Below are 16,849 nucleotides of genomic sequence, written 5' to 3' on the forward strand. Positions count from 1 at the left end.
TTCGTCAAGCTGGGTTAATTGCAATTCTCCATTGCAGATTGAACAACTTCGACATAGAGTCTACGGAGTTCGTCGGTGCCGGGGCTAAGCAGTCGGGACTCCTTTTCCTCCAGCCCGTCTCGAACAAATACTTTTGACACGCGATTACCCAAGGCCAAGTCCACTGCTTTCAAATGTGCGATCGAGTCATCGATAAAGAAGATTTTCGCGTCATCAAACTCATTGCAAACAAGCTCAACTTGCGCAACCTTTCCGGTGCGTCCGACGTGAAATGTTTCAACGGGTAGCAGCAGATTGGCACGCAAAAAATCGCGACATCGCTCAACAGCATACCAACCGCTTCGAGCGGTGAGGATAAACAACCTAGCCTCGCAGTTTGCCTCTCTCGCTTTTTCAAGCAAAGGTCCAGGTGCTATTGGACTATCCATAAACCATAGTGCCGCTTGGTGAACGAGGTGACGTTGATATCGAGGATCCATGCCTTCGCACCGTACGCCAAGCTTATGTGCCGCTTGGGCAGTGAACGCCCTCTCCTCGTCTGAAAGGGGTGCCTTATATAGCCGGTCTTCGTTTGCGCTCGCAATTACACCGTCAAAGTCAAAAATGTACACCGCTTCTCGTGTGACGGAAAACTGTGTTAGATATGTTGACTCATCGCGTTGCTCACCAATTTGCAAGGCGGGATCAAGTGCTTTTGTCCTGTTCATCTAATGTATCCAAGTCTTTCCGGTCAAGCGCGGCGAAACGCGCCTCGGGTCATTCGTTAATCACCTTAATTAGGGGTGCATCATTGGTGTGTATCTCGTGATTCACAGGTGAGGGTACTATACCGCCTCGTACACTAACAGGTTGCTGAACTTTCGGTGGAACGCGTCGCCGCGAAAGACTGCCTGAACTGTCGACAGAAGGTTCGTTGCGTTGGCTACCCATATTCACGTCTCATTCCGGCTCGCCGCTGTGAAGGCGATGGCCTACGGGGACTGGCATCTAATCTTCTGGCGGGATATTTTCGTCTCGTCGTCGGCAACGCTTGCGAGGGACCACAAGATGCCGAGGTTTGCGCCGCGAAGCGATTGCACCATGATTCATTCGACGCATTCACATCCTGACACGGTACTAAATGTCCCCGCGTAGCTGAAATCTAGACTCGACCAGGGCTAAACAAACAAGTATCTCCGACAGCAAACATCGCTTTGAGTAGAGGCTTTCCGCAATCTCGGCGGTCAAAGAGCCCAAGGAAATTGCGGAAGTTTGGATGCGAATGGCACGGCGCATCTACCCGCCATATCTGTCCGCCCTCGCGAGCAGCCATTGAAGACGTGCGGACATGACCGGCAGTTCCGGGTTGAACTCAGCCGACTGTCATATGCCCGGTTCGCCGATAAGTTTTCGCCCGCTCATTCCGGCAAATACGCACGCCCGGTGGTATTTTTGGTGGTATCCGTACCGGCAAAATTCCTCAACCCCGCTCAAGCAAAGCGATAGCAGGGGGTTTTTCATTCCGGCCCTGCCATCAAACAATCTTCCCGATTCCCAATCGTCCGGAAGACATCGCCAGTCGCATCTCCCATCAAAAACCCTTTAGCCACACCGGGATCATTCATCCAGGCTGGTAAGCACGCCCTCGCCGCCTCACTCCCGACGGTGGAAAGTACCTTGCGACACAGAGCCCGTAAATGATCAGCGCCGCGACCGTGTAGGACACGAATCGCGCCGCAAAGAACAGCAAGACTACGACGATCGCGGCCAGCAGCATCTCCAGTCTCGGACCGAGCGCCGACAGCTGCCCGCCGCGCGCTTCGAAGGCGGTCCCCAGCAAAATCAGCAACGGGATCAACGCGAGCACCATGTGGATCGGCTCGAGGATCGGATAAGCCACGAGCATCGTCATCGAAGCGAGCGCGTAGTCGATGCGGCTGTCCCGATGGCGGCGAAACACCAGATACGCGGACAGCAGGCAAGCAGCCAGCACCAACGCATGCGAAGCAATCGACAGCAACGTACCGGACACCGGCATGCCGATCGTCGCCGATAGCGTCTGCAGCGCGCCCCTCACGGCATTGTTCATCGGCGCGCCGCCACCGCTCATCGCCAGTGCCATGCCGTTCAGGCGCGGCATGTCCGACACGAAGTAGTGCCACAAAACGTCGAAGCCGAGGCGCGCTCCGGTGATCAACGTCAACGCAATCGCAACGACGCTCGCCATCACGAACGTCCGCCATTCGCGACGCAGCAACAGCAGGCCGGCAACCGCCAGGGGCGTGAGCTTGATCGCGCTCGCAAAGCCAAGAAAGAGTCCAGCGGCATAACCTTTGCCACGCTCGATCAGCGCGAAAGTCGCAATCAACAGGAAGAACAGCAGTTCGTTCGATTGGCCGTCGTAGGTATCTTCGACGAGCGGAAAGCTCAGCAGCGCGACCGCCACCAGCAGCAGGTTCACGCTGCGCTCCGTGCCGCGGTACGCCATCGTGACGACGAGATACAAGGCCACCGAGAACAACACGATCGACGCACTCACCCAGACGATTTTCGCGGCGAGCGGCGTCAGCAGCGCGAGCGGCGCAAACACCAGCGCGAACTGCGGCGGGTAGGCGTAGAAGATGTCGTCGCCCGTCGAGCGCGCGCCGATGCCCTGCAAAAACGCGATGAGCGCGTCGTGATCGTACAGGCGCGCCGGGTCATGCAGCACGACGTTGAAGGCGTACAGGTAGAAATTGAAATCGCCGAAGGCGTCAGGGACGTTGCCACGAAACTTGGCGACGACGTGCAGGATACGCAGCGCGAGGCAGGCTACCGCAATCAGCAAAAGGAGCGCGGCACCCGCGCCGAAGTTCGACCTGGTCCGTACGGCGCCTGCGTTGAACATGGTGTCTCTCCGCGGTACGTCAATCAACGTGGGAGTTGCTGCGCCCTTGAGACCCGCGCTAGCGGGGGCGTACCAGCAGACCATGTCGTCGGTACGGTCCGGGGATGGCCGGCATGGCCAGCCATGCCGGCTTCGTGCCGGACGACCGGACAGAGATTACCGATTCGCAAAAATCGATCTGTGCGCTCGCCCACACGAGACCGACCTATGTCGGGAACTTCGCCGCGCGAAGATCGTTCGTCGGCGGCGAATCGCCGTGTTCGCCGCGGAATACCACGCGTCGCGCCGATCGGCGCTTATCGGCTCGCGGCCCCCCATGCCAGCGCGCGCAACCTCGCGGCGTCGCTTGATCACGTAGCCGCCCCACATCAGCACGAGCCATGCCGGCACCAGCCACACCGAGATCGACAAGCCCGGCGTCAGCGCCCCTGTGTTCGCCGCATGTCGCCGCTGGGCGTGGAACGCTGTCGAAGGCAGCGCTGTGGCAGATTGCACGGCTGGACCGTACGGTCCGGTCTGGCAAAACCGCTAATTTTACCCCGACCGATATTCCTCTGACATTCGGAGCCGCCCGCTTCGTTCTGCGCCGCACTCAAGCGCGCGGATTGTGATTGTCACGGGGATCGCGCCCGGGTATGTTGCCGAAGTCCACTTTTCACGCCGCGGAGCTTCGCTATGTTGCCCAAACGTCTGCTTTGCGCCGCCGTGTTGTGCCTCTGTTTCGCGGGCGTCAGTACGTCCGCGCTCGCGCAGACGGTGCCCGCCGCCCAGCAACCGGCCGATGACGCCGCGTCGCAGGCAAGCGGCCAGCCAGCGCCAGCGCCTGCCCCCGCTACTGCCAGCAAGCCGCCTGCCGTCGCGCTCGGCGGCCCGGTGCGCAACATCGTGCTCGTGCATGGCGCGTTCGTCGACGGATCGAGCTGGAACGGCGTGGTCGCGAAGCTGCAGCAAAAGGGTTATCACGTGAGCTCGGTGCAGAACCCGCTGACCTCGCTCGCCGACGACGTCGCCGCGACCCGCCGCGTGCTCGATCGCGAGAACGGTCCGGTGCTGCTGGTCGGGCACTCGTGGGGCGGCGTCGTGATCACCGAGGTCGCCGCGAACGCGCCGAACGTCGCCGGGCTCGTGTATGTCGCCGCGCTTGCGCCGCAACTGCACGAATCGGCGATGGACGTGATGAAGGCCGGCGGGCCGATGCCGGCCGGCCAGAGCATCAGCAAGGACGCGAACGGGTTTTTGTGGATCGACCGCGCGCGCTATCACGCCGATCTCGCCGCCGACGTGCCCGAGACCGTCGCACGCGTGCTCGCCGCCGCGCAGGTGCCGATCGCCGCGAGCGCATTCGACGAACCGGTCGATCAGGTCGGCTGGAAGGACAAACCGTCGTGGTACGTGCTGACGACGAAAGACCACGCGGTGTCGCCCGATCTGCAGAGAATGATCGCCGCGCGCATCGGCGCGAAGGTGGTGCCGGTCGCGTCGAGCCATCTCGCGCCGGTGTCGCACGCCGGGGCGGTGGCGGAGGCGATCGATCACGCGGCGCGCGAGTTGAGCCGGCAGCAGCAGTAAGCCGGCGGCTCGACGCCGCGCGGCTCAGCGCAGCATGAACGACATCGCCGACAGACAGTTCAGCATCCGCACCGCATGCTCGGCCGACGCCGCACTGAAGCGCAACGTCACGCCATCGACGCGCGTAAGCGTCGGCCATTGGCAGAACAGATCGGCGAGCCCGCTCGTTTGCACGCGCAGTTCGCAGTCGATCGTTCGCGGCTCCGCGCGCGTCGCGGCAGGCGCGCGGGCCGCTTCGACATGCTGACGGACCACGTCGCGCGCGGCGGCCCGCAGCGCCTCGCGCACGCTCGCGGGCGACTGCGTGACGCCGCTTGCTTGCCCGGTCGCGGTCTTCGTGACGACGAAACGCGCGCCGGGAAAACGCGGCGCGGTTTCCTCGGCGAACACGTCGTCACCCGATAAAAGCACCACACGCGCGCCATATTCTTCGGCGAGCGCACCGTACAGCCCCGCTTCGCCCAGCTCCACGCCGTTGAACGCCACGCGCGCGAACGCGAAGCTGTTGATCGTGTGCGCGAGGATGCCGCGCGTTTGCGCCTTCGCGTGATAGCCGAGCATGAAGACCAGCGCCGCACCGTATTCGAGCCCGGCCATCATGCCGAGCGTGCGCGGCTTGCCGAGCACGAGCTGGGCGCGCGGATCGAGCAGATCGGGCAGCAGGTTGCGAAAGCCGCCGTGCGAATCATTGACCCACACGTCGGTCGCGCCGCCCGCGAACGCGCCTTCGACGGCCGCGTTGGCTTCGAGCGTCATCCAGCGTCGCGCGGCTTCGTATTCGCCGTTGCCCGCGCGCGTCTGCTCGGCATGGAACACGCCGGCGATGCCTTCGATGTCGGTGGAGATCAGGACTTTCATCGCGCGGAATTCCTCAGCAGGTGGGCAAGGTCCGGCACGCTGTCGCGCAGCGACAGCCGCCGATGACCGTCGCGACCGGTGACCGACTCGGCGCTCCACAATGCATCGACGATCGCCTGTTCGAGGCTGTCGGCGCAGGCGCGAAACAGCGGGTCCATACAGTGATCCGCGACCAGCGGCGGCAGCGCGACGAAGTCCGCGCCGTGCGGCACCGTGTACGCGGTCGAAAACGCCAGCGCGATATCGCCGCTGCCGTGGCCGTACACCGAGCCGGTGCGCGCGAGACCGGCCGCCGCGCGCAACGACAGGCGTTTCAGCTGGCGCGCGTCGAGCGGCGCATCGGTCGCGACGATCATGATGATCGAGCCTTGCTCGGGTTGGTCGGGGGTCGCGTGAGCAGCGGCACTGGCAGCATTCGCCGCCTCAGCGACGGCCGCGCGTTCGGCCAGCATGCGGCCGAGCGGCGTGCCGTCGATCGTCAGCATCGGCAGACGGCCGAAGTTGGCAAGCACGAGCGCGCCAACGGTGTAGTCGCGGCCCCCCGCACTGAACACGCGCGACGCAGTGCCGATGCCGCCCTTCAGATCGAAACACGACATGCCGCGCCCCGCGCCGAGCGCACCGCTCGCGACATCGGCGCTTGCCGCGTCGAATGCTTCGTTGAAATGCCGTTCGGTCACGGCAAGCGCCTGAATGTCGTTCAGGTAGCCGTCGTTGCACTCGAACACGAGCGGATTGAGCGTCGACCATTCGCGGCCGATGCGCGGATTCGCGCGAATCGCCGCGCGGATCTGCGCCTGCGCGACCGTACCGACGCCGAAGGTGTTGGTCAGCGCGATCGGCGTCTCCAGCGTGCCGAGTTCGTCGAGCTGCACGAGCCCGATGCTCTTGCCGAAGCCGTTGATCACCGACGCGGCGGCCGGCACCTTGTCGACGAACGGATCGCCGCGATGCGGCCGGATCACGGTCACGCCGGTTTGCAGCGCGCCTTCGGCAAGCGTGCAATGACCGACGCTGACGCCGTCCACGTCGGCGATCGTGCCGAGCGCTCCGGCCGGCAACGTGCCGATATGCGGCGTGCGCTCAGCCGAATGATGGTTGCTCATGCTCATGGCCGATCCAGCTTCGGATCGAGCGCATCGCGCAGACCATCGCCGAGCAGGTTGAACGCGAGCACGGTCAGGAAGATAGCGAGGCTCGGAAACAGCGCGATATGCGGCGCGGTCACCATGTCGGCGCGAGCTTCGTTGAGCATCGCGCCCCACTCGGGCGTCGGCGGCTGCGCGCCCAAGCCGAGAAACGACAGGCTCGCCGCCGTGATGATCGACGTGCCGATGCGCATCGTCAGATACACGACGACCGACGAAATCGTGCCCGGCAGAATGTGCCGCGCCATGATCGTCCAGTCCGACGCGCCGATGCTGCGTGCCGCCTCGACATAGGTGAGCTGCTTGAGCATCAGCGTATTGCCGCGCACGAGCCGCGCGAACGCCGGAATGCTGAAGATCGCCACGGCGCAGATCACGTTGATCATGCCGTTGCCGAGAATCGCGACCACGCCGATCGCGAGCAGAATGCCGGGGAACGCGAACAGCACGTCGGCCACGCGCATTGTGATGCGATCCCACCAGCCCTCGTAGTAACCGGCAAGCAGACCGAAGAACGTGCCGATCACCGCGCCGATCGCCACGGACAGAAAGCCTGCCTCGAGCGAAATGCGCGAGCCGACGAGGATGCGGCTGAAGATATCGCGGCCCAGCGAATCGACGCCGAACCAGTGCGCGGCCGACGGCCCCGCGTTCAGCGCGTCGTAGTCGAAGAAATTCTCGGGGTCGTACGGCACGATATGCGGCGCGATGATCGCGACCACGATCAGGAGCAGCACGAACACGCCGGCGGCCAGCGCGACATGCTGCTTGCGAAACTTGCGCCAGAACTCGCTCCACGGTGTGCGGATCGCGCGTTCGGAGGCAGTGGGAGTGGCCGCATTCGGCCCGGTGGCGGTGGTGCTCATGCGGGCCTCACTTGAAACGGATGGTCGGGTTGATCACCGCGTACAGCACGTCGACGATCAGGTTGATGATGATGAATTCGAGCGAGAACAACAGCACCTCGGCCTGAATGATCGGATAGTCGCGCATCGACACCGCATCGACGAGCAAACGGCCGAGGCCCGGCCAGTTGAACACCACTTCGACGACGATCGAGCCGCCGAGCAGAAAGCCGAACTGCAACCCCATCATCGTGACGACGGGAATCAGCGCGTTGCGCAGGCAGTGCTTGATGATCACGAGCCGCTCGGGCACGCCCTTCGCGCGCGCGGTGCGCACGAAGTCCTCGTGCAGCACCTCGACGAACGAGGCCCGCGTGAAGCGCGCCATCACGGCCGCGACCGCCGCGCCGAGCGTCAGCGACGGCAGCACGTAGCTGCGCCACGAACCGTCGCCGACGATCGGCAGCCAGCCGAGTTGCACCGAGAAAATCTGCATCAGCAGCATGCCGAGCGCGAACGCCGGAAACGAAATGCCCGACACCGCGAGCGTCATGCCCAGGCGGTCCGGCCAGCGGTTGCGCCACACCGCCGAGGCGATGCCGATTGCCATGCCGATCACGACCGCCCACACCATGCTCGCGATCGTCAGCCACAACGTCGGGAAGAAGCGTTCCGCAATCTCCTGGCTCACCGGCCGCTTGCTGCGCGTCGAAACGCCGAAGTCGCCATGCGCCATCCGCCAGAAGAAACGGACGAACTGCTGCGGCAGCGGCTTGTCGAGCCCGAGGTCGGAGCGCACGAGGGCCACGGTCGCCTCGTCCGCTTCAGGACCGGCGGCGAGCCGCGCCGGATCGCCCGGCAGCAGATGCACGAACAGGAACACCAGCACGGCGACGATGAAGAGCGTCGGCAGCAGGCCTAGCAGACGTTTGACGAGGAAGTTCAGCATGAGACCAATCTGGCAAATGAGCGGCAAATGAGCGGCAAATCAGGCGGGCAACGAGGACTCGTGTGCGGCGGCGGCGCGGCGGCGGGCTGGGTGAACCGCCGCCTGCGCATGCCGCCTCGTCAGCTCATCACTTGATCGCGATCTCGTCGAAGTTGAACGAGCCGTCCGGCGCGACGTAAGCGCCCGACAGACGCTTGCTGCGCGCATACACGACCTTCTCCTTGACGAGGAAGATCCACGGCGCGTCGGCCCAGATGCGCTTCTGCGCGTCGGTGTAGAGCGCGGCCTTCTGCGTGCGGTCGGTCGTTTCGAGCGCCTGCTTCAGATCGTTGTCGACCGCGTCGTTCTTGTAGTACGACGTGTTGACCATCTTCGGCGGAATCGAGTAGCCCGCGAGCAGCGGGCTGATCGCCCAGTCCGCCTCGCCGGTCGACGACGACCAGCCCGCGTAGTACATCCGCACCGGCGCGGTCGCCGGGTCCTGCGCGCTTTCGACCTTGGCGACGCGCTGACCCGCCTCGAGCGCCTCGACGCTGGCCTTGATGCCGACCTGCGCGAGCTGCTGCTGCACGAACTGGATCACCTTCTGCGCGGTCGAGTAGTTATACGCGGACCACAGCGTCGTTTCGAAGCCGTTCGGATAGCCCGCTTCCTTCAGCAGTTCGCGCGCCTTCGCGGGATCGTACGGCCAGGGTCCGAGCTTGACCGCATAGTCGACGCCCTGCGGCACGACGCCGTCGGCCGGCGTCGCGTACCCGGCGAACGCGACCTTCGTCAGCGCTTCCTTGTTGACCGCGTAATTCAGCGCCTCACGCACCTTCGGGTTGTCGAACGGCTTCTGGTTCATGTTCATGCTGATGTAGCGCTCGATGATCGACGGCGCCGCGATCAGATCGACCTTCGGGCTCGACTGCAGTTGCGCGGCCTGCTCGAACGGCACCTGGAACGCGAAGTCCGCTTCGCCGGTGCGGATCAGCGCGGCGCGCGTGTTGTTGTCGACGACCGGCTTCCAGTCGATCGCATCGATCTTCGGATAACCCTTCTTCCAGTAGCCGGCGAACTTCTTCACGGTCAGGTCGCCGGCCGGGTCCCACTTCACGAGTTCGAACGGGCCCGTGCCGACCGGATGAAACGCGATGTCCTTGCCGTACTTCTTCAGCGCGTCCGGCGAGATCATCACCGCAGACGGATGCGCGAGCACGTTGATGAACGCCGAGAACGGCGTTTTCAGCGTGACGCGCACCGTGTACGGATCGACCACTTCCGTTTTCTCGATGCGGCTGAACATGTTGTAGCGCTTCAGCTTGTTGGCCGGATCGGTCACGCGGTCGAAGTTCGCCTTCACGGCGGCCGCATTGAAGTCGGTGCCGTCCTGGAACTTCACGCCATGGCGCAGCTTGATCGTATAGACGCGCGCGTCGGGGCTCGCCTCATAGCTGTCGGCGAGCACGTTGACGAGCTTCATGTCCTTGTCGAAGCCGAACAGCCCCTGATAGAACGATTTCGCGACCGCCTGCGACAGCGTGTCGTTCGCGTCGTACGGATCGAGCGACGTGAAGGTCGACGCGACGGCCATCACGGCCGTCGTTTCGGCGTGCGCCAGATTGCCCGCGAGCGTCGCGAACACCACCGCGCCGCCGCTAACGAGCGCGCGCAAACGAAACGGAGAGGACGGGAACAGCAGGTTCATGAGATTGCTCCAGGCTGCGAGTTAAGGATGTGACAGGGCCGTTATGGTTGGCGTGGCTTCAAGTGCTGATGTTTCTCTTGCTGTTGCTTCGATTGCTGATGCTTCGGGTCTCGCGCTTCAGGTCTTCCGCTTCAATGCGATGCGGCGCTTCGCTCAATAAGCACCGCCGACGCGATGCTGCGCGACGAAATGATCCGGTCCCACCGCGACGAGCGGCGCGACGACCGGCTCGTCGTGCAGCGCGCGGATCGGGCTCGGAATATCGTCGGCGGCGAGCATGCGTTGCGCGTGACGGCGCGCGGGATCGGCGACCGGCACCGCGCTCATCAGCTTCTTCGTGTACGGATGCTGCGGCGCCTCGAACACCGCGCGACGCGGACCGATCTCGACGATCTGGCCGAGATACATCACCGCGACGCGATGGCTGACCCGCTCGACCACCGCCATGTCGTGCGAAATGAACAGATACGCGACGCCGAGCTCACGCTGCAGGTCGAGCATCAGATTGACGATCTGCGCCTGCACGGAGACGTCGAGCGCGGACACCGATTCGTCGGCGATCACGACCTTCGGATTCAGCGCGAGCGCGCGAGCAATCGCGATACGCTGACGCTGCCCGCCCGAAAACTCATGCGGATAGCGGCGCGCGGCCTCGGCCGGTAAACCGACTTTCTCGAGCAGCCACGCGACGCGCGCCTGCGCTTGTCCACCCTGCGCGACGCCATGCACGAGCAGCGGCTCCATGATCGAGAAGCCGACGGTCAAGCGCGGATTCAACGACGCGAACGGATCCTGGAAAATAAACTGGATATCGCGGCGCAGCGCCTGCAACGCGGGCCCGGTCAGCGAGCTGATTTCCTTGCCAGCGAATTCGATCGAGCCACTCTGACTTTCGACGAGTCTCAGCAGCGAGCGGCCCGTGGTCGACTTGCCGCAGCCCGACTCGCCGACCAGCGCGAGCGTTTCGCCGGGCCGCAGATCGAAGCTGACTTTTTCGACCGCATGCACACGGCCCGTCATACGGCCGAACAGGCCGCTACGGACCGGAAAGCGCGTGACCAGATCGCGCACGCGCAGGATCGGCGGCGTGTCGTCGCGCACCAGCGGCTGCGCTTCTTCGGCGACAGCCGCCGCCGGCTGCACCGCGGCATCGGCGCCGTTCGCACCGGCCTGCTCGACGCTCAGGATCGGAAAGCGCGCGGGCTGATCGGTGCCGTGCATCGAGCCGAGCCGCGGCACCGCCGCGAGCAGCGCCTTCGTGTACGGATGCGACGGCGCGGCGAACAGCGCGTTCGACGCGCCCTCCTCGACCTTCTCGCCGCGATACATGACGAGCACGCGGTCGGCCACTTCGGCAACCACGCCCATGTCGTGCGTGATGAAGATCACGCCCATGTTCATCTCGTCCTGCAAGCCGCGAATCAGTTGCAGGATCTGCGCCTGGATCGTGACGTCGAGCGCGGTGGTCGGTTCATCGGCGATCAGCAGCGCGGGCTTGCACGACAACGCCATCGCAATCATCACGCGCTGGCGCATGCCGCCCGACAGCTGATGCGGGTAACGCGCCGCGACGCGCCTTGCCTCGGGAATCCGCACGATCTCAAGCAGACGCAAGGTTTCGGCGCGCGCCGCCTCGCGGCTCTTGCCCTGGTGCAGCGCGATCGCCTCGCTGATCTGATCGCCGACCGTGAAGACCGGATTGAGCGAGGTCATCGGCTCCTGGAAGATCATCGCGATGTCGGCGCCGCGCACCGTGCGCATCGTGCCGGACGACGCCTTCGCGAGATCGAGCACGCTGCCGTCGCGCCGCCGGAAGGCGATGCTGCCGCCGGCAAGACGGCCGCCGCCATGCTCGATCAGCCGCATCAGCGCCAGCGACGTGACCGACTTGCCCGAGCCCGATTCGCCGACGATCGCGAGCGTCTCGCCGCGCTCGACCGTGAACGACAGATTGCGCACCGCGTTGAAGGTCGAGTCGCCGCGGCGGAACGCGACCGTCAGATCGTCGACCGCGAGCACGCGCAGCGGCGGCAGGGTTTCGATAAGCGGGCTGGCGGTGTGCGAGGAAGTCGGCACGGTGGTTCCTTTGCTTTGAATTCGAACGCGGCTATCGGGGCCTCAGGCAGGTGGCGACACGCGCCAGCGGCTAGCGATAGATCGCCGTCACGGGCGCTTCGCCGAGCCGCGCGAAACCGCGGTACATACCCTCGGTATTGAACGGCAGCGTGACGTTGCCCCGCGCGTCGACGGCGACGAGGCCGCCGCGTCCGTCGATCTTCGGCAAGCGGTTCATCACGACGTCGTGCGCGGCTTCTTCGAGCGAGACCTGGCGATAGGCCATCTGCGCGGCGACGTCGTAGGCGGCGACCATGCGCATGAACATTTCGCCGGAGCCGGTGGTCGATACCGCGCAGGTCGCGTCGTCCGCGTAGCAGCCCGCGCCGATCAGCGGCGTATCGCCGACGCGGCCCACCTGCTTGTTGGTCACGCCGCCCGTCGAGGTCGCCGCGGCGAGATGCCCGTGGCGGTCGAGCGCGACTGCGCCGACGGTGCCGAACTTGCGATTCGGATCGATCGGCTCGTGCGGCGTCGGGTCGTCGTTGCTCGAAGCCGTGGACGCGAGCGTCGCGGCGTCGTGATCGAGCATCGGACGCTGCTGCTCACGCGCCAGTTGCCATTGGCGATAGCGCGCGTCGGTGTCGAAGTAGCTGTTGTCGACGAACTCTAGCCCCTGCGCGGCCGCGAACGCTTCCGCGCCGTCACCGGTGAACAGCACGTGGTCGCTGCGCTCGAGCACGCGGCGCGCGGCAAGAATCGGATTGCGCACGCGCTTCACGCAACAGATCGCGCCCGCGTCGAGTGTGCGGCCGTCCATGATCGCGGCGTCGAGCTCGTGCGTGCCGGCCGCCGTGTAGACCGCGCCGCGGCCCGCATTGAAGAGCGCGCAGTCTTCGAGCAGCCGCACCGCTTCGCTGACCGCGTCGAGCGCGCTGCCGCCGTCGGCGAGCACGCGCTGGCCAGCGCTCAGCACCGCGTTGAGCGCCGCGTGATATCCGCTTTCGGCGCTGGCGGACATCGACGTGCGCAGGATCGTCCCGGCCCCGCCGTGGATGGCAATGACTGCGTTGGAGTTCATCGTTTGGATCGTGGAGTGCGGGTGGTTCGGGGAGCGCGGGGTGCTGTGATGGCTTTTGCTTCGGCATCCCTGGCTTTCGTGCTTCCGGCTTGGGTGCTGTCGGCCTTTGCGCCGTCGCTGTGTTTTAGCCTTGCAGCCTTCGCGCGCGCGGCTTTGCTCAGGGCGCGCGCCGGCTCCTGCGCGGCGCCGGCCGCGCCCGACTGCGGATCGAACAGCCATGGCAGCACGAACTCGCTGACCTCGGCGGCCGCCTTGACCGAGCGTTGCGCGCGATACGCCACCGCGTCGCACAACGCCTCGATGACCGCGAGCACGGCCGAATCGGCATTCGACGCGAGACGCCGGTCGGTGCGGACATACAGCGCCAGGTCCGCGAACCGCACGAGCGGCGAGCGCGGACCGTCGGTGAGCGCGAGCACGCGCGCGCCGCGTTCGGAGGCGCGGCGCGCGAGCTCGATCGTGTCCTCGACATAGCGCGGAAACGCGATGCCGATCACGAGATCGCCCGGGCCCGAACCCACGAGGTGCCGCGCCGCATGCGACGGCCCGCCGCTCAGCGCCAGCGAATGCACGTTGTCGTGATACGGCAGCAGTCCGTGCTCCATCAGGCTCGCGAGAAACGCGCTGGCGCCGAAGCCGATCACGAATACGCGACGCGCGGCGATGATCGCGTCGACGGCGGCGTCGGCGTTCGCGCGATCGATCGACGTACGCGTTGCGTGCAGATTGTTGGCGGCCTGCTCGAGCGACGCGTCGATCAGATCGTCACCGGCCGCGAGCGTTTCCTGCGCGCTGCGCAGCCGCTCGACCGGCGCGAGCGTCGCCTCGAAGCCACGCACGAGCGCCTCGCGAAACTGCGGATAACCGTCGAAGCCGAGCGCGCGCGCAAAGCGATTCGCGCTCGCGACCGACGCGCCGACCACGCTCGCGAGCTCGTCGATACGCATCGTCGCCGCGCGGAACAGATGGGCCAGCACGTACTCGCCCATGCGCTGGTGGATTGGCGTGAGCGTCGGCATCGCGGCGGTGATGCGCGCGGCAATGGCCTCCTCGGCGGGGTTCGACACAGCGGACGGGTGATGGATCATGCGAGCGGAAAAGCGCGGTTGTTTCGGGTGAAGGAGATGAAATTATATTTACATGAAACACGCGCAGAAAAAAATTCATTTTCATTATTTCGAGGGTTTTCACCGACCGAAGGTATTCAGACAACGGAGTTCGGCATCCACGCCATGCCGCACCCCGATGAAAATCCATTTTCATCGGGGCGACGGGTGGCTTCACCGCGTGCCGCGCTCCGCCGCTCAGCACGCCGCAGCGCTCTGTTCGGGAATGCCCATGAGCCGCGCCGCCGGCGACATCACGATGATCAGCGCCTGCACGACGAACGCGAGCGACGCCGCGACCAGACACACGTCGATGCTCCAGCGCGCGCTGAGCGCGGCGCCGAGCAGCGCGCCCACCGGCCGCGCGCCGTAGGTGGCGGTGCTGATCAGCGCGGACACGCGGCCGATCATCCGTTCGGGCGTGATCGCCTGACGCAGCGTGGTCGAGCCGACGACCCACAGGATTGGTCCCGCGCCGAGCAGGAAGAAGCTCGCGAGCGCGAGCCAGAACGATGGGACGATCAGCGTCGCCACCATCACGAGCGACGCGAGCAGCCCGCACGACGGTCCGACGATCAGCAGACGGCCGAATGCGAGACGCCGCGCGACCGCGGGCGCGGCGAGCGCGCCGCAGACCATGCCGACCCCGTACGCGCCGAGCGTCACGCCGACCGCCGAGGCATTGAGCCCCAGCCGATGCACCGCGTAAGGCACATAGACCGCCTGCAGGATGAAGAAGCCGAGATTGAAGAACACGGCGGTCAGCAGCATCGGCAGCAGCAACGGATCGCGCAGCACGAAGCGCGTGCCGTCGCGCAGCTCCAGCATGAAGTGCCGCTGCGGCGCGGCCGCGCGCGGCGGCTCGCGCAATCCCGCCAGCAACGCGACCGCGAACGCCGACAACATCGCCGCGCCGCCATACGCCCAGCCCGCGCCGATCCAGCCGACCAGCACGCCGCCCAGCGCCGGCCCCGCCGAATACGCGACGCTGCGCGCGAGTTCGAGCCGGCCGTTCGCGCTCGCATAGGCGTCGCGCGGCACGATCGACGACACCAGCGACGGCGCCGCAACGTTGTAGGCGACCGTACCCGTCGCGGCGACGAAGCCGAGCGCGGCGAGCAGCGGCAGGTTCAGCGCATGCGTGAGCACCAGCAGCAACACGCACAGCATCGCGCAGACCCGCACGCTCTCGGCGAGCGTCATCAGCACGCGGCGCGAGCGGCGGTCGGCCCAGACGCCGAGCGGCATCGACAGCAACAGGAACGGCAGCGTCTGCGCGGTTTGCAGCAGCCCGGTATCGCGCGCGTCGGCGCCGAGCGCGAACACCGCGACGAGCGGCGCGGCGGCGAGGCTGATCTGCTCCGCCGATTGCGCGCACAGGTTCGACCAGGCGAGGCGCTGGAATGTGCGGGGCAGACGTTGCGCATCGGACGGCGAAGACGACGAAGGGGAAGACGTGGCGGACATCGATGCACTCCCGAGGTTTGACGTGAGGCATTCATCGTCGGCGCTCAGGGCCTGCGGGGCGCTCCGGTTCTTGCGGTGTTATTCTTCGCTCGCCATGAATCTCGAAAGCATCCTCTTTACTCAAGGTTTCGGTTCGCGCCGCCAATGCCGTGCGCTGATCGGCGACGGCCGCGTCAGCGTCGACGGTGCGATTTGCACCGATGCCGACGCCGATTTCGCTGTTGATGGCGGCGCGTTGCGTTTTAGCGTCGACGGCGTCGAATGGCCGTATCGCGAGCATGCGTATCTGCTGCTGAACAAGCCCATCGGCTACGAATGCTCGCGCGATCCGCAGCATCATCTGAGCGTGTTCAGCCTGCTGCCGCCGCAGTTCGCCGAGCGCGGCGTGCAGTGCGTCGGCCGTCTCGATCAGGACACCACGGGCCTCCTGCTGCTCTCCGACGACGGCAAGTTCGTGCATCAGTTCACGTCGCCGAAACGCAAGGTGCCGAAGCTCTACGTCGCGACCACGCGCCATCCGCTCGACGACGCGCAGCTCGCCGCGCTGCGCGACGGCGTGCTGCTGCACGGCGAAACGAAACCCAGCGCCGCGCTCGACGCCCAGGCGCGCGACACTCACACACTCGAGCTCACCGTGCTCGAAGGCAAATACCACCAGGTCAAGCGGATGATCGCGGCCTCGGGCAACCGCTGCGAGGCGCTGCATCGCGAACGGATCGGTGCGCTCGCGCTTCCCGCGGCGCTCGCGCCCGGCGCATGGCAATGGCTCGACGAAGCGGGTCTTGCCGCGCTGCGGGCCGGGTAAACGACTAGCCCCACCGAGGACCCGCCTAAGCCCTTGATGCGCCGGAGAAAGCCCGCGCGCATTGCGGTGCACCGAACATAGGCCGTTGCGTTGCAGCATGCCGTTGCTTACATATCGCCCTATACTCGTCTAAACAAACGACTACAAAGGTTTCAAGGAGGGGCGCCATGCAAATCGACGGCACGATGGCGTTTTCGCACGCGATGATCTCGTTTATCTGCCTTGCGCTGCTGCTGGTCGGCGGATTGCTGGTCATCATGCGGCTGCGGCACAAGTACCATCCGAATCTGATCGGCGCATTGATCGGCGGCATGCTGTGCTTCCTGTTGCTGGAAGTGCTGCCTGCGCTGACCTGATGCCGGTTGGACCGCGCAGCTCGTGTTGCGCGGCGCATTGATGCGGTGCGGCGG

14 protein-coding genes are annotated in these 16,849 nt (G+C 65.4%); 3 read left to right on the forward strand and 11 right to left on the reverse strand.

The window, feature by feature from the left end; genetic code table 11:
• Nucleotides 1-14: 14 nt before the first annotated feature.
• On the reverse strand, nucleotides 15-707 hold the full coding sequence (locus F6X37_RS26320) for a hypothetical protein (protein ID WP_187613324.1): 693 nt from the start codon (nucleotides 705-707) through the stop codon (nucleotides 15-17).
• A gap of 893 nt (nucleotides 708-1,600) precedes the next feature.
• Entirely contained in the window at nucleotides 1,601-2,866 is a 1,266-nt protein-coding gene (locus tag F6X37_RS26325) for a glycosyltransferase family 87 protein (protein WP_187613325.1), read from the reverse strand.
• Between the two features lie 675 nt (nucleotides 2,867-3,541).
• Between F6X37_RS26325 and F6X37_RS26330 the strand changes: the two genes are divergently transcribed.
• Nucleotides 3,542-4,435: an alpha/beta fold hydrolase gene (locus tag F6X37_RS26330; protein ID WP_187613326.1), complete on the forward strand. Its 894-nt coding sequence runs from the start codon at nucleotides 3,542-3,544 to the stop codon at nucleotides 4,433-4,435.
• Nucleotides 4,436-4,459: 24 nt separating this feature from the next.
• Here the strand turns inward: F6X37_RS26330 and F6X37_RS26335 are convergent, their stop codons facing one another.
• The 9 genes from F6X37_RS26335 to F6X37_RS26375 form a co-directional block, all read right to left on the reverse strand.
• A complete protein-coding gene (locus F6X37_RS26335; protein ID WP_187613327.1) occupies nucleotides 4,460-5,293 on the reverse strand; it encodes a M55 family metallopeptidase in 834 nt (277 codons plus the stop codon).
• Complete coding sequence (locus tag F6X37_RS26340; protein WP_187613328.1) at nucleotides 5,290-6,405, reverse strand: P1 family peptidase; 1,116 nt, start codon at nucleotides 6,403-6,405, stop codon at nucleotides 5,290-5,292. Before F6X37_RS26340 ends, F6X37_RS26335 begins: the two co-directional genes overlap by 4 nt.
• Nucleotides 6,402-7,307 (reverse strand): glutathione ABC transporter permease GsiD, encoded by a 906-nt coding sequence (gene gsiD / locus F6X37_RS26345; protein ID WP_187613329.1) that lies wholly within the window; start codon nucleotides 7,305-7,307, stop codon nucleotides 6,402-6,404. The genes F6X37_RS26340 and gsiD overlap by 4 nt, the downstream gene beginning before the upstream one ends.
• Before the next feature lie 7 nt (nucleotides 7,308-7,314).
• Nucleotides 7,315-8,235, reverse strand: a complete 921-nt coding sequence (gene gsiC, locus F6X37_RS26350; protein ID WP_090801536.1) for a glutathione ABC transporter permease GsiC — start codon at nucleotides 8,233-8,235, stop codon at nucleotides 7,315-7,317.
• 127 nt (nucleotides 8,236-8,362) lie between these two features.
• Entirely contained in the window at nucleotides 8,363-9,925 is a 1,563-nt protein-coding gene (gsiB, locus tag F6X37_RS26355) for a glutathione ABC transporter substrate-binding protein GsiB (protein ID WP_090801538.1), read from the reverse strand.
• A 153-nt stretch (nucleotides 9,926-10,078) separates the two neighbouring features.
• Entirely contained in the window at nucleotides 10,079-12,001 is a 1,923-nt protein-coding gene (locus tag F6X37_RS26360; RefSeq protein ID WP_187613330.1) for a dipeptide ABC transporter ATP-binding protein, read from the reverse strand.
• A 70-nt stretch (nucleotides 12,002-12,071) separates the two neighbouring features.
• Nucleotides 12,072-13,061, reverse strand: a complete 990-nt coding sequence (locus tag F6X37_RS26365) for an isoaspartyl peptidase/L-asparaginase family protein (protein ID WP_187613331.1) — start codon at nucleotides 13,059-13,061, stop codon at nucleotides 12,072-12,074.
• A complete protein-coding gene (locus F6X37_RS26370; RefSeq protein WP_187613332.1) occupies nucleotides 13,058-14,149 on the reverse strand; it encodes a MurR/RpiR family transcriptional regulator in 1,092 nt (363 codons plus the stop codon). The genes F6X37_RS26365 and F6X37_RS26370 overlap by 4 nt, the downstream gene beginning before the upstream one ends.
• 216 nt (nucleotides 14,150-14,365) lie before the next feature.
• Nucleotides 14,366-15,634 carry an MFS transporter gene (locus F6X37_RS26375; RefSeq protein ID WP_187613333.1) on the reverse strand — a complete coding sequence of 423 codons (1,269 nt, stop codon included), beginning with the start codon at nucleotides 15,632-15,634 and terminating at the stop codon, nucleotides 14,366-14,368.
• A gap of 94 nt (nucleotides 15,635-15,728) precedes the next feature.
• Here F6X37_RS26375 and F6X37_RS26380 point away from each other — a divergent pair, with 94 nt between their 5' ends.
• Both F6X37_RS26380 and F6X37_RS26385 read left to right on the forward strand, forming a co-directional pair.
• Entirely contained in the window at nucleotides 15,729-16,439 is a 711-nt protein-coding gene (locus tag F6X37_RS26380) for a pseudouridine synthase (protein ID WP_187613334.1), read from the forward strand.
• 167 nt (nucleotides 16,440-16,606) lie between these two features.
• Nucleotides 16,607-16,795: a hypothetical protein gene (locus tag F6X37_RS26385; protein ID WP_090801547.1), complete on the forward strand. Its 189-nt coding sequence runs from the start codon at nucleotides 16,607-16,609 to the stop codon at nucleotides 16,793-16,795.
• Nucleotides 16,796-16,849 lie beyond the last annotated feature (54 nt).

The sequence above is a fragment of the Paraburkholderia sp. 31.1 genome (assembly GCF_014397645.1).
In the GTDB taxonomy this organism is placed as follows: domain Bacteria; phylum Pseudomonadota; class Gammaproteobacteria; order Burkholderiales; family Burkholderiaceae; genus Paraburkholderia; species Paraburkholderia tuberum.

Bases quoted from the DNA above. Each gene is read 5' to 3' on its own strand.
- gsiC (WP_090801536.1), bottom strand. From the start codon at position 8,235: ATGCTGAACTTCCTCGTCAAACGTCTGCTAGGCCTGCTGCCGACGCTC.
- F6X37_RS26385 (WP_090801547.1), top strand. From the start codon at position 16,607: ATGCAAATCGACGGCACGATGGCGTTTTCGCACGCGATGATCTCGTTT.
- F6X37_RS26330 (WP_187613326.1), top strand. From the start codon at position 3,542: ATGTTGCCCAAACGTCTGCTTTGCGCCGCCGTGTTGTGCCTCTGTTTC.
- F6X37_RS26340 (WP_187613328.1), bottom strand. From the start codon at position 6,405: ATGAGCATGAGCAACCATCATTCGGCTGAGCGCACGCCGCATATCGGC.
- F6X37_RS26380 (WP_187613334.1), top strand. From the start codon at position 15,729: ATGAATCTCGAAAGCATCCTCTTTACTCAAGGTTTCGGTTCGCGCCGC.
- F6X37_RS26335 (WP_187613327.1), bottom strand. From the start codon at position 5,293: ATGAAAGTCCTGATCTCCACCGACATCGAAGGCATCGCCGGCGTGTTC.
- F6X37_RS26320 (WP_187613324.1), bottom strand. From the start codon at position 707: ATGAACAGGACAAAAGCACTTGATCCCGCCTTGCAAATTGGTGAGCAA.
- F6X37_RS26365 (WP_187613331.1), bottom strand. From the start codon at position 13,061: ATGAACTCCAACGCAGTCATTGCCATCCACGGCGGGGCCGGGACGATC.
- F6X37_RS26370 (WP_187613332.1), bottom strand. From the start codon at position 14,149: ATGATCCATCACCCGTCCGCTGTGTCGAACCCCGCCGAGGAGGCCATT.
- gsiB (WP_090801538.1), bottom strand. From the start codon at position 9,925: ATGAACCTGCTGTTCCCGTCCTCTCCGTTTCGTTTGCGCGCGCTCGTT.
- gsiD (WP_187613329.1), bottom strand. From the start codon at position 7,307: ATGAGCACCACCGCCACCGGGCCGAATGCGGCCACTCCCACTGCCTCC.
- F6X37_RS26375 (WP_187613333.1), bottom strand. From the start codon at position 15,634: ATGTCCGCCACGTCTTCCCCTTCGTCGTCTTCGCCGTCCGATGCGCAA.
- F6X37_RS26325 (WP_187613325.1), bottom strand. From the start codon at position 2,866: ATGTTCAACGCAGGCGCCGTACGGACCAGGTCGAACTTCGGCGCGGGT.